We start from the raw sequence: 14,049 nt of genomic DNA on the forward strand, positions 1-14,049 counted from the left end.
GCAAACATCATTTTACAGAAATTTGGCCATGGGCCATTCTTTATTTAATTAGTGTTGCACTTAAAGTGTAAATTCAAGGGTAAAATATTAAGCACAGAAAGGGTGATTCAAATGACAGTTGTTTTAACCCAAAGTGATTTCCGCTCACACTTAAAAAAGTATCTTGACCAAGTCAATGATGATGACGAAACCGTCTACATTGTTCGCTCGAACAATCGGTCAGTTGCCGTTATTTCTCAGGAAAAAATGGATTGGTATGAACGTGCTTTGCGGGCCAAAGAAGGGTCGCTGGAGCATGCCATTGCTCGAGATCAGCTGATTAATCGGCATGTCTTGCCGGATGATGAAATTGTCGAATCCGATGACCATTATTGGGATCGGTTCAAGTCATGAAAACCCATTATTCTGCGGTAGTTGATTGTGTGCCTTATCTAATATGATTCTTGAGTCACTGATTAGATTCAAATAACTAAGGGTACCCATAGACGTACATATATAGGTACGCTATAATTTGGGTGAGTTAGAGATATCTATTGGAACCTAATCCTCAAAAGGAGATGTTTTTATGGCGATTTATACACCAAGCTCATTCAGGAAGAACTTATTTCAAGTTCTTAAATCAGTTTTAGACACTAATAATGAAGTTGAGATTGCAGTCCAGGAAAAAGATCAGCCTGTTCGCAAAAGTGTGGTGTTGATTGATAAGGAACGACTGGATCAATTAAAAAAAGAAGCAGAAGTGGATAAGCAAAGTTTTTATGATACAGCCGATGCTAAGGAAGCTTTACGGGAAGCTTTAAGTGGTGAGGTAAAGACCATTGGCGATGGCAGTCTCCATGATTTTGAAAAATGGATTAATCAATTAGAAGATGAGGCTAAGCAGAACCGCTAAATTTGATCGACAGCTTGAGAATGATTTTTTGAAATCTAACCTTCATAATTATAGATAATACAAAGCCGTCGAGCTCTCGTTCGACGGCTTTGTATTATCCTCACATATACGGATAGCACGCGATACTGGTGATTAGTATTAAGAATTAATGGTGCTAATTGCTGACTAATTGGAAGATTTTAAAGCTTTTTCGATACTTAATTTGGTTTGTCATCATCTGATAGCAACATTTCTAATAATTTTTTGGGGTCGTCGGTTCCCGGGAGGTTTGTTTTTCCTTGAATTGCCTCAATTGCTTCTTTAATTCCAGCCATTGTGTCTTGGTTTGGAATCATGAAGTGTTCTGGCAAGCCTTCGTTAGCGACTGAAGTCAAGGTTGCTCTTACAAATTCGGAAATGGTCAATCCTTGCTTCTTAAGCTGGGACTCGGCCTTTTCCTTAATATCAGGATCGATTCGGACGTTGATGCGTGGTTTAGTTTTAGCAGATGCCATTAATATCACCTCGTTGTCTAAATTGTATGACATTTGGTGCACGTGGTCAAACATGATGAACGATTACAAAAATGATTTCCCACTTACAAAAAATCACCAACAAATAAATACAATTATCCAAATTAACTTCTTAATAATATCTTAATAACAGGTTGAGCCTTGCCACAGCACGGTTCTCAAATCAGGCCTCACAAAAATGGATGCTAATAGTCAAAAATTAGCATCCATTTTTATATTTTTTATTTTCGCAAAAAAGTGCGGACAAAACGCGTCTGATACATATAGATATATATAATCGTTTATTTAGAATTAAAAGTGTAAATAAATAACCGTTAATTCATATTGAGGAGATACCTATTCTAGGTCATCAAGATGGCGGGGTAAGTTCCGGACGGTTTTTCATCTATTTATAGCAACTATTTTATTTGGATGGGAGGAATTAATGATGTCAGAAGCTGAGGGAGCGGCACGGCAAGTTCAAAACTACGCTGAAGTCCACTTTGAGAACCTGGACGGCGATCAATTGATGGAACCGCAAAAAATCTTCCGCGCCATTAGTGAGGAATACCGGATCGCGCTCCCAATATTAAATGGCTACGTGCTTGTCAACAAGCCACAACGCCTTTCACGGCTGATGGGAACTGAACCGGCGATCATCAAGCTGGTCTATGGCAAGATTGGCTCACTTCACGTTTATCATGGCCTAACCGATATGACCGGGGAATTGGTGCCGTTAAAAAATGGTGATCAACCAGATGAGGTCGCGCCAGTTCAATTACCGGCTGTCGATGATCAGCATCACTATTACGTGTTGGACGACGAGGGGCTTGGCGAGCGGATTGATGACGTGAACCATTATCAACCGAACAGCCCAACTGCCAAAACGAGTCTGGTGAGCTTAACCGATGAAGAAAAGCAAAAGGTTGACCGGATGGAGCACGAGTTAAGCGAAGGTAATAATGAAAGCATTCTCAACATTGAGGATCTTAAGAGTGAGCTAGAGAAGCCAATGACAGAATCGATGAGTGCTGACGAGCAGCAAGCACAACCTGATGATCAGCCAGCGCGATCTTCTGCGAGTGATTTGCAAGCGAGCCAGCCAAAACAACCGGAATCAAAACAAGCAACGAGTGAAGCAAGACGGCCAGTCCACTTGCAGCCACAGTATCCAACTGATAATCAACCAGCAGCTCATGAACCAAACCAACCGCAAGTTGACGAACCACAAAGCCAGCAATCAAGTGAAGCACCAGCAACTAAATCCCAAGCAGCCACGGCAATTCACCAAGCTCATCAAGCGACGCCGATCACGCTATTGGCCCAGGCGCTCGGCCTCATCTGCCAGAGCTTGGAAGCAACCAGTGACCAACAAGAAATTGCTGATCTGGCGCAATCCGCTGGCCAGATGTTAACCGCAATTCGCACGTTAACGAAGCTGAACAATTAATGACTTTAATCTAAATAAAGGAAAATGGGGGAACTGATATGAATACAGAAACAGATAACATCGACACCTTGACCCGCATGACGCCCGTTAAAGTGTTAAGTCAAAATATGAGCACGATTGCCCAAGCAATTGATGATGCCGCTACCGATGGTAATCAGCAACAGGTGCTCCAATTGGTTGATAGTGCCGAATCATTACTGAAAGCAATCTCGAAGTTGAACCAATAATGGCTCGGCTTAAAGAGAAGAGGGATGAATATGATGGAAACTGATTCAGTGAAGCAAACCGAACCGGAGAACGCGCCAGCTCAAAGCGAGTCCCAATCGGAAGGGATTATGTCGTTTAAGACTTCCGGCTTTAACCAGCGGCTGCAGTCGTTCATGGATCAACCGATGGATCCGGCGCTTGAACATCGTTTCGCGGCCTCGCTGCTCGAAATGAAATTCTACGCCCCGGTTCAAACTGGCCGCCGAGCTGCTTCATCCAGGCAGCCTAAGCCGGCGTTCACCTTGTCGGTGGCTGTGACCACCTACTTGGCGGACGGCCAAAAGTATATTCCAGTGTTCACTGACCTAGCCAAAATGCAAAAATTCCTTGCCGGCACGCCCAATTTGGATCCATTCCGATCCTTTGAGTTCACCAGCAAGGAATTGATGGCTGAAGCTAAACAGTTCAGCCTGCAGGGAATCTTGATTAACCCAGGCGTTCAGAGCTTCCCATTAACTCAGGAGTACTGGGATTACATTCACAAGGTCGCCCCGGTCGTCGTCACCCACAAGCAAGATGACGACTTCAAGTTCAAGTTGATTAACCCAACGCCGACTAAGCTTCAAGAGGCACTGCGCCGGCCATTGACGCATATCCATAAAGCAGAAGCGGCCTGGCTGATCAAATTAAAGCCTAAAAACGACAGCACGTATCAATTTGCGGTCTTAGTTGACTACCGGGGCAAGCCCGAAACATTTGAAGCCAAGGTGTCCCGCAAGTTAGCCGTTGCCGCGCACCGCTACCTCCCATATGGGTCTGACATTATTGTCGGCCAGCTGGAAGGCGAACTGGGTGATGAGGTGAAACACGATGTCGATGCGTTCTATAAACGCAGTGGTTGGTTGTTGTAGGGAAGAGGGATGAGTTTCTCATGGAAAAATATGGCCGCGAAGTTCCCAGCCGGCGCCAAATCAAAAAGCAACGCGCATTAGTTGCTAAGTCGGTATCACACGCCAAGCAGCAGTCGGCAATTAGAATTCACGAACTAAAAACAACGGTTGAAATTGATGGGGTTGTTGACGTGGGAACCTATCCACGAATTAAGAAAATCGCAGAATAAGAATGTCCGAGGGGGTATTAAAATGAATCGATACAATTACAATTCAAGACTATACAAAGATAGCTTGGAGAAACAGGAACATTACAAGTTATACAAGAAGGGTAAATTATGGTTAGTTGCCGGCATCTCAGTCTTCACCTCTGGGTTGTCATATACCATGTTGTCCTCACATCCGGTGCACGCTGACACCACCGCCACTTATAATGGCGATGATGCTCAAGCTGCCAGTGATTCCGGTACAGCAACGGCGACCGCAACCAAGCCAGTGACCGCCACTGCCACCAGTGAAAGTAATGATAGCACTCAAAGCAGCACAACAGCCACAACGCCAGCTGCCAATAGCTCAAGTACCACGACTGGCGACCAAGCTTCATCAACCAATTCAGCCGCAACCACTGGTTCAACTGACAGCACCAACAGCTCAACCACTGGCACCACAGATCAAACCAATGCCGCAACCACTGGTACTACTGACAATTCAACTAAGGTAACTTCTCAAAAGAAAACCACCAAGGTAAATAAAAAGGTCAATAGTCAGCTCAAAGTTAAAAAAGTCACTTATAAGAAGTTAACTAAATACAACAAAAAGTCAGCCCAATCAATTGTCAATCGAGCTAACAAGATTATGAAAGCGACCCAAACGCAAATCAACAAGGGCAATCAATTAGCCAACGCCAAAGAAAATGACAACATTCCTCAAGACGAAGCCTTAACCGCGATTGGTACCCATCAAAAGGCTCAACAAGCTCAAGTATTGAAGACCATTAAGGCGGCCCAAAAGATCGCTGTTAAGAACCAAAAACAAGCAACGACCAAGTTGAATTCAGCCTTAACGGTGGTCGCTAACATGCACACTGAATTGAATCAAGCCACTGCCTTGGTCTCAGCTGATAAGAAGGGGGTTAAGGCCCACGTGGTTGCTAACGCCAAAGCAGCTTACAACGATGTCAGCGTCCCCAATGGAACTTCCGCCAAAGTCGATGATTACGGGGATTTAATCATCACCACTGGCAACACCAAGAGCTACAACAAAGTACTAGCCAACTTACATAAACAGGGGTTGACGAAGAGTTTCAGACAGGTAGTGGATCCGGCGCAGGCGGCTAGTTTGACGTTTACGAATTCCAATTGGCCAGACGGCACACCGATGGTAAAAGTAAATGCAGATGGTTCAGCGACGTTTGTTATGGATCGCCAACCTTCATTTTATCAAAATGTTTCTGTAAAGTTTTCTTATACTGGGAATAAAGGAGATACATTTCATGTTACTCTTCCCGCCTCTTTAGCTGGAAGTCAAGGGTACGCCGCCCAGTCACAAGCTACTGGGAATCCTGTGCGAACAACTAATAAGGATGGTTCTGTTAATTATACTTGGACCGTGAACTCGGATGGTGAAACATCGTCGCAAACAATCAGCTCAAACTTGGTTGGATTTGCTAATTATGATTATCCGACTGAATCCGAAATGGGAAACTATACACCCGCAACGGGAGCAATTGGTGGGCCTACCGGTTCTGTTGCAGATCAAACGTTACTTCCATTTACGTATGGCGGGACTAATCTTGATGATAAAGTAACTAGTATTACGCTTCAAAATGCCACTAAAATTACTAAATTATCACTAACTGAAGCAGTAACGGATAGTACACAACCCAAAGTAAAGAATGTGGATTATATTTACGCACTAACTCCCACACTTAATGGGGGTGGTATGTCCCTACAATTAAACTTTAATGACGTTAATATTGCTGTGAATGTTCCGTCAACATTTACTTTAAATGTTGAAAAGACTCAACAGTATATGGCGCATTATTCCGGACTTAATTCAGCGGCTGTCCAAGTTGCACAGCCGGGTGGGGTAGGAACGCCTATTATTTTTTCAACTAAAGATGGTAAAAGTTATAGTGCAAGTAGTAGTTTATGGTTTATAGGATCATACGGAAAGTCAACAACTAATGGCCCCCAGGCCTTTAGCCTTGGAAAGGTTACTTACTCAAAAAATTTCGGGGATGTTACAGCCCCAATTGCAGCCGATAATGGCGGGGAAAGTAAGTTAACCGCAAAAACATCGTCGTTAAATGGATTGGTTACATTTGACGGCGCAAGTAATAAGTTGAGTGAAAATGTGGCAGATACAGCTACAAAAGCAGTATCAAGTACAATCTATTTAGCTAATAATCAAAGTAAGTTGATTATTGGAAATAAAATATCAAATGTTTTAAATAATTTTGGAATAACGGTGACTGGACATGAACCTTTAAATGCAACCATGGAAATGGCGGTCCCTGATAGCGTTGAATCAACTGGTTTGTATGTCCCACTATTAACCAAAGCTTACAGATCATGGGCTTCTGGTGATAGTTATGATGTCAAGATAAACTTTACAAATGGGACATCAAAAGAATTCAAAGATGTCAAGGAAGGAACAACCCTCTCAACACTTCCCCAAACAGGTTCGGTCAATACAACAACAATGTTTAATTTACCAGTGGGTGCTTCAGTAAAGAGCTATGACATTACGCCTAATTTCACGCTGAATCCTGGAGATATGTTGTATTCAAAAAGGAATGCTGGCGGTGAGTTGGACAATGCACTGCCAACTGAGAACGACGTTCAAGCCACTTCATTTTCGACACTAGGTTATGTTAAGGACGGAGTAGCAGATCAATCTAAAGTACCGTTTGTTTTAACAACAACGGATAATGACACAGGGAAGGTGGTAGACTCTATTACCCAGTCTGCCACTGCACTTGCATCGGCGCCAATTTCTTTAGATGTAACGCCTAATAATTCAGCCCCATTGACTCCATCTTCTCAGTTTAATGTTTTGATCGGTGATGGAACTAAAGCAGCGTATACTAACCCTAATCTGAACGCAAATGGATTCTTTGTTAATAACCAACCAAATGCTTATTATGATTCTACTGTCATAAACAACCCTTCTCCCAAAGATGAAAATGATATGCCAGGGTACAATGGAGTGGCTTTAACAAAAAAGGATCCAGTATTTTATGTTACGGTACCAAAACAAACACAAGTTGTTCCTCAAACTAATGGACAAATATTTGCTCAAAAAGGTGCTGGCTGGAGTGGTGTTACTGTTACCCCCAAGGTTACTAAACTTGCAAATGCGGATGGGCAGACCGTCTATAAAATTGATTACACTGGTACAGGGATTGAGTGGAATCCTAGCAGTATGGCTTTAAGCATTCAATTTCAAGTTAATGCAGATGCGCTAACTGGCCTACAGTCGTTTCAAAATACCGAATCCGTTACAGATACCTATAACGGTATATCATATGATGTTCCATCTGCGACTAAAGGTGGTAAAGACGGGGAGTCAAACAGTGTTGTGATGCTTGCTGGTGATGACACTGATAGTAATAGAAGTTCGTATAGTAATCTATTCAATCAAAGTAACGCTCAAGACTTATTTACTACTTTAACGGACTCAGAAGGAAATACGACCAAAGTATCTGGACTTAGTTCTTTCAACGGCTGTGGAAGTAATGGCCTTGGTGCTGCTTTAGGAAGCAATTTTGGGGATTTACTATTAATTAGTGTTCCCCAATCCATGATCCTCAGCGGAGCCATTCAAGATAACCAAAGCTTTGGCTCGACGTACAGCACTAACGGTGTTAATAACCCGATGAAGAACGACGCCCAATCGATCCGATTACGGTTAGCAAATAACATGTCCGACACTAAGACTAATATTGGTGGGATTATTAATCTACCTACTGAAGTCACCGCTAATAAGGGAGATACGCCAGGTAAGTTTGCGCTTCAATTAACTGGTGCTGCCACTGAGGGTAAGAGCGCCGCAGGTGATACCACCACGACATTATATTCAACTAGTCCATTGGAACTAACTGATGGCGGAAAGAGTGTCACCTTAACTAGTAATGGGCACAAATACTACTTCAACACTAAGGATGGAACCAACACAACTACTGCGGATGATTTGATGACTGCTGATAAGGTTGGTACAAAGTGGAGTAGTATTGTTGGAATTGTCACTTCGATTTCTAAGCTAGCTTCTCAAGATATGGCTAATGTCATCTTGCCAGTTAAAGATCCGGATAGTTTGAACGATCGTGGTAAGCAAGTAACTATTCCAACTTACTTCCGAGTTGATGGTCTGGGTAATGTCAACGGTTCAATCACTGATTCATTTACAACAACTGCTCACATTAAGAACGTTGATCAGGACGGTAAGGTCATCAATGGTTTCCCTGGTTCAGATGGTGGCTATACTGATGACGGAACTGCCACACCACCAGTCGGAGTTGCTGGTTCTAAGATTTTGAATAACATTCCCACCATTCCGGGGTACGTCCTCACGACAACCGATGGCGATACCACGATTAAGCTGGATGGATCATCAACGTTAGTCAACCACTTCCAAGTAGACAAAGCGAACTTGGTAACTCAAGGTCCTGGAACGGCTGCTGCTAAGGTGATCGATACAGCCTTAGGTAATGATGATACTAAGAACCCTAATACGGGTGCCAAGACAGCAACGGGGACCAACGACATTACGTTCAAGACAACGGATACTGATTTAGCTAAGACTGGTACTTATAAGGTTACTGGTCCAGATGGCAAGACTTACGATACTTTAGCTGCCGCATTAACCGCCAATCCAGCGTTCGATCTGAACTCTGATGCTAAGGGTGCCACCCAGACATTCACGGTAACTTATACTCAGACCCCAGTCGATAAGGATGCTGTCGTTCTGCAACCTAAGCATAAATTTTATGATGGCGATGCTTCGACTGATCCAACGATTTTTGATGTTAAGTTGAATGACGATTTAGTTGCGCCAACCGATGGTTGGACTGCCGATGACTTTGATACAACTGGCATTGATAGCCAGAATGTTGATAGTTACGACATTAAGTTGAGTACCAAGGGATTAAGTGATCTGCAAGCTGCTAACACAGCTAAGACGATTACGATGGACGATGTGACGAATACGCAGTTCACGATCAATAAGCGGCCAATCACAATTACTGGTCCAACGGTAAGCAAAGCATACGATGGTCAGCCATATACAGATAAACTGACGGCGACAATTGACGGTATGCCAACTAAAGATACGGCAAAGCCGGATGCCCCTAAATATCAGTTTGGAGATATTAGTCAGGATATTAAGGTTGGTGAGTACGCAATTGAAGTTACCGGTAAGGATACCGATAATCCAAATTATGATATTACGTATAAGCCAGGTAAGTTGACAATTACTGATGCCCAAACTTACAAGTTAATCGTGAAGTACGTTGATGAAAAGGGTGAAGACGTTGCCCCATCAACCACAACAGCGGACTTAAAAGATGGCGATAAGTATACATCTAAAGCACTTGTCGTTCAGAAGTACTACCTGATCAAGACGCCAACTGATGCGAATGGGACAATGACCAACGGTGACAAGACGGTTACCTACGTTTACAGATTGATTGGTAAGTATATTGCCGAGTTACCAACTGGTGGTGATCAGGACATTTCGATTTATCCAAATGATCCTGATGATCCAGCCAAGATCACGACGCCAACGACGGGGATCATTCCTTATATTGATGGTTACAAGGCAGTGGATGCCGATGGGAACGACTTAGTTCAGGCTGATAAGGCTGACGCAACTAAGGGTTACTTACCACCAACAGCGCCTTATGCAACGCCTGATAAGAACACGTATATTCACTATGTAAAGGCTAGTCAACCGACGCAACCGACTCAGCCAACACAACCAACGCAACCGACCCAGCCAACACAGCCGACGCAACCAACTAGTCAGCCAACACAACCGACTCAGCCAACACAGCCAACACAACCGACTCAGCCAACACAACCAACGCAACCGACTCAGCCAACACAACCAACACAGCCGACTCAACCAACGCAACCGACCCAGCCAACACAGCCGACCCAGCCAACACAGCCGACGCAACCAACTAGTCAGCCAACACAACCGACGCAGCCGACTACGCCAACACCAAACCAGCCAACGACTGTTACTAATCAGCCGGCTAAGCCAGGAAATGGTCGTAACAACAGTAGCAGTAATGAGCCAGCTAAGCTTGGTAATGCCCGAGTTAACACCAACACTCAGCCAAAGCGGTTGTCGAATGAGCCTGTTAAGGTTGCTGGTGCATATGGTCCAGCGAAGGTTGCTGCACAACCAGCTGATAATCTGAATAAACAAGCTTCAAGTCAACAATTAGCCCAGAAACGATTGCCACAAACTGGTGACGATCAAAATGAAGGGGCTGTAATCTTGGGTGTCGTGGGAATGTTAAGCACGATTGGCTTGGCGGCATTGCGGAGAAAGCGACACAACTAGTTTCTTTCGAAGCAATGCAGCTAGTGAATCATTCCGTTCCCCCTCATAACGGTAATGGTTCACAATGCCGATGAATCGCGCCGTTTCCCCTGATGGGGCGATCCGTTAACCCAAATTACTGAGCAGGTGGTAATGCCACCTGCTCATACATAGAATGCTTTAGATAGAATTTTCCTACTATTATAAATGTTAGGTAGGAGCACATAGAACACTAATCCAATATTACTGAGGGGTAATTTTGAAAATCGATGAAATAGAGGGTGTCACGATATGAGACGGTATCAATATGATCAAATTACAAATACAGAACCTAGTGTGACCAGGTATAAGCTCTATAAGGCCAAGAAGCAATGGGTCGTTCAGGGGATGACGACCGTTGCCTTACTACTGGGGGTGCATGAAGCTCAGGTTCACGGGGTTCCTGGCTTGATAGCGCCAGATATCACAACAGCGCATGCAGATACGCTTACTGATCAAGCGGAGCCAACGAATGATTCTCCTACAACAACCACTCAAAATGGCCAGCAGGATGAGCAAAATAATGATCAAGCAACCAGTACCCCAACCGCAACAGTTGCAACTAAAACTGTTGTGAATACACAAGACGAGTCTGAAACTGATCAGGAAACTGTTAATAATCCGGCAACTGCTTCAACGACTACGACTAACAATAACAATGCACCCCAAGCAGTGCAGGCAACGACGGGTTCGGTCACTCCGGCTACTTCGGTAAATACTGAAAGCACGAATAATGAGGCTGCTGCAAGTCAAAAAACATCTAAAAAGAATGTCACTGCGGTCAAGGCAACGGTTCAAAAAGTTGCGACACCTAAAGTAAAGCGTGCAACGGACTTTAATAAGCAGGCTGCAAAGATGACGGCGCAGGCTCAAAAAGTCGCTGATAACGTTAAGGCTGTGGTTAAGGCAGATACTCAACAAGCCAACGCTAAGAGCGACGATAATGTGGTTCACGATTCTGGTTTAGATGCGATTCAAGCCCACGTCAATAGTGAATTAAAGCAAGTAAAGGCAACGACTTCAATGAAGTTGCCAAAGAACTTAGCTCAGATGCAGACAACCTTAGATCAAGCCAATGAAGTGCTCCAGAGCATGCGCACAGAGTTGGATGTTGCCAATAAGATGCTCCTCGAAGACAAGCGTGGGGTCAACACCCAGCAAGTATCAGATTCTGAGCAAGCCTTGAATAAGATTGTCTTACCAGCAGATACGACCGCTAAGATTGATGAATATGGTGATCTGGTGGTTTCAACCAATAATCATGCGAGTTACCAATCAGTCCTCAATCAGATGGATTCTAAGGGATTGACCAAGGTATTTCGGAACGTGGTTGATCCAGTGCAACTGTACTATGGAATAAGTGGTTATACCGATGCAGAATTATTAACTGCGGCAAAAACCAATATTAAATCTAAGTTGGGGTCACTAGATATCACGCAAGATGTTACAACCATTAAGAGTCTCCCATTCTTTGCTGCGACTAATAAAACTTACTACAACAGCTTGGCACCATATTGGCGACAATTACAAAAAGAATATAATTCAGGAAATGCTGCTGATCTGATGTTGGCGGCGGCTGAATACTTTGGTGCGGTTGCGGCAATCGGAAACATTAGTTCAACTAGTATGAATGCCAATACCGATCAAGAGCAGTCAACGGACGGCACTTCGTTTGCCATCATTATTAATGTCGATGAGTACAATAATCCGATTTTTACAGATAATATGGGACCGAAAATCAAGCCTGGTGATTTGCTGAACCATGCAGGGGTCGTGATTGACCCGACTAATCCTGCCAATGAGAGTGGTGCTAATCTTAATAACCTACTTTCGCCAACTGAATATTCGGATACGACCTATTTCACTGGCAAGATTGGGACTGAGATTGCTAATCCAACTGTTAAAGACACCGTGCCTAACTTTACATATGTCAGTACTGACGGTCCATCGAAGTTAAGCAGTATTCTGGACGGTAAGACGATGCAAGTCGTTGTTAACCACTGGAAGAGTGCTGTAACCGCGCTGAAAGCTCACGTTGGTGATGTTTCCAAGGTGGAAGATGGGACGACTACTTTCAAGGACGTGCCAACCGTCACTTTGAGTGGTGAAGCAGGCGTGAAGACCCCAACATTTACGGCTGACGATTTTGATTGGAGTAAGGTTCAAGCTACGCCGGGCAGCTATTCAGTTACTTTGAATGATAAGGGAATCTCGAAGATTACGGCTTTGAATGCTAATACCACATTGGCTACTACAGATGTTACAGCTGGTCAGGCAATCATCACCACTAAGACGCCAACCACGGTGGCAATTAAAGCCAAGGTTGGAGATGTTACTAAAGTAGAAGATGGGACGGCCACATTTAAGGCTGTTCCGACCGTCACTTTGAGCGGCAAGTCTGATTTAAAGACGCCAACTGATTTTACGGCTGATGACTTTGATTGGAGTAAGGTTCAAGCAACGCCTGGTAGCTATGCAATTACTCTGAATGATAAGGGAATCGCGAAGGTATTGGCTTTAAATGCCAATACAACATTAGCTACCGCAGATATCACGGCAGGTCAAGCAACCATCACGGCCAAGACGCCAACCACGGTAGCAATTAAAGCCAAGGTGGGAGATGTCACCAAGGTAGAAGATGGGACAACCACATTTAAGGATGTGCCAACCGTTACTTTGAGTGGTAAGTCTGATTTAAAGACGCCAACTGATTTTACGGCTGATGATTTTGATTGGAGTAAGGTTCAAGCGACTCCGGGCAGCTATTCAATTACTTTGAATGATAAGGGAATCGCGAAGATTACGGCTTTGAATGCTAATACCACATTGGCTACTACAGATGTTACAGCTGGTCAGGCAACCATCACCGCTAAGACGCCAACCACGGTGGCAATTAAAGCTCAGGTTGGAGATGTTACCAAGGTAGAAGACGGGACAACTGCTTTTAAGGATGTGCCGACCGTTACTTTGAGTGGCAAGTCTGATTTAAAGACGCCAACTAATTTTACGGCCGATGATTTTGATTGGAGTAAGGTTCAAGCGACGCCAGGTAGCTATGCAATTACTTTGAATGATAAGGGAATTGCGAAGATTACGGCCGCCAATGCTAACACGACATTAGCTACTGCAGATATCACAGCAGGACAGGCAACCATTACTGCTAAGACGCCAACCACGGTGGCGATTAAAGCCGCAGTTGGAGATGTTACTAAAGTAGAAGATGGAACAACTACCTTCGAAAATGTGCCAACCGTCACTTTGAGTGGCAAGTCTGATTTAAAGACCCCAACATTTACGGCTGATGATTTTGATTGGAGTAAGGTTCAAGCGACTCCGGGCAGCTATTCAGTTACTTTGAATGCTAAGGGAATTGCCAAGATTTTGGCCGCCAATGCTAACACGACATTAGCTACTGCAGATATCACAGCAGGACAGGCAACCATCACGGCTAAGAAGCTGTCTAAAATCTCTTAAGTAATAGTGCTAAAAACGCTAAAACGACCATTTGCAGACTGGTGGTTAATTGAC

9 protein-coding genes are annotated in these 14,049 nt (G+C 44.0%); 8 read left to right on the forward strand and 1 reads right to left on the reverse strand.

Annotated elements, in window-relative coordinates; genetic code table 11:
* Nucleotides 1-111 precede the first annotated feature (111 nt).
* Both KTE19_RS10500 and KTE19_RS10505 read left to right on the forward strand, forming a co-directional pair.
* A complete protein-coding gene (locus tag KTE19_RS10500) occupies nt 112-393 on the forward strand; it encodes a type II toxin-antitoxin system Phd/YefM family antitoxin (protein WP_217342250.1) in 282 nt (93 codons plus the stop codon).
* Between the two features lie 172 nt (nt 394-565).
* Complete coding sequence (locus KTE19_RS10505) at nt 566-892, forward strand: hypothetical protein (RefSeq protein ID WP_217342251.1); 327 nt, start codon at nt 566-568, stop codon at nt 890-892.
* 197 nt (nt 893-1,089) lie between these two features.
* Here KTE19_RS10505 and KTE19_RS10510 read toward each other — a convergent pair whose 3' ends face one another.
* The gene (locus KTE19_RS10510) at nt 1,090-1,386 is read right to left on the reverse strand and encodes a type II toxin-antitoxin system RelB/DinJ family antitoxin (RefSeq protein ID WP_249778638.1); all 297 of its coding nucleotides are present in this window, start codon (nt 1,384-1,386) and stop codon (nt 1,090-1,092) included.
* Between the two features lie 445 nt (nt 1,387-1,831).
* Here KTE19_RS10510 and KTE19_RS10515 point away from each other — a divergent pair, with 445 nt between their 5' ends.
* The 6 genes from KTE19_RS10515 (at nt 1,832) to KTE19_RS10540 (ending at nt 13,995) form a co-directional block, all read left to right on the forward strand.
* A complete protein-coding gene (locus tag KTE19_RS10515) occupies nt 1,832-2,833 on the forward strand; it encodes a hypothetical protein (RefSeq protein ID WP_217342253.1) in 1,002 nt (333 codons plus the stop codon).
* Between the two features lie 38 nt (nt 2,834-2,871).
* Nucleotides 2,872-3,060 (forward strand): hypothetical protein, encoded by a 189-nt coding sequence (locus KTE19_RS10520; protein ID WP_217342254.1) that lies wholly within the window; start codon nt 2,872-2,874, stop codon nt 3,058-3,060.
* A gap of 30 nt (nt 3,061-3,090) precedes the next feature.
* Nucleotides 3,091-3,951: an SseB family protein gene (locus KTE19_RS10525; protein ID WP_217342255.1), complete on the forward strand. Its 861-nt coding sequence runs from the start codon at nt 3,091-3,093 to the stop codon at nt 3,949-3,951.
* Nucleotides 3,952-3,971: 20 nt separating this feature from the next.
* Nucleotides 3,972-4,160, forward strand: coding sequence for a hypothetical protein (locus KTE19_RS10530; protein ID WP_217342256.1), 189 nt, complete (start codon nt 3,972-3,974; stop codon nt 4,158-4,160).
* Between the two features lie 22 nt (nt 4,161-4,182).
* Entirely contained in the window at nt 4,183-10,503 is a 6,321-nt protein-coding gene (locus tag KTE19_RS10535) for a MucBP domain-containing protein (protein WP_217342257.1), read from the forward strand.
* 270 nt (nt 10,504-10,773) lie between these two features.
* Nucleotides 10,774-13,995, forward strand: coding sequence for an MBG domain-containing protein (locus KTE19_RS10540; protein WP_217342258.1), 3,222 nt, complete (start codon nt 10,774-10,776; stop codon nt 13,993-13,995).
* The last annotated feature ends 54 nt before the right edge of the window (nt 13,996-14,049 follow it).

Origin of the sequence: Lentilactobacillus dabitei, assembly GCF_019061365.1 — a bacterium.
Lineage (GTDB): Bacteria > Bacillota > Bacilli > Lactobacillales > Lactobacillaceae > Lentilactobacillus > Lentilactobacillus dabitei.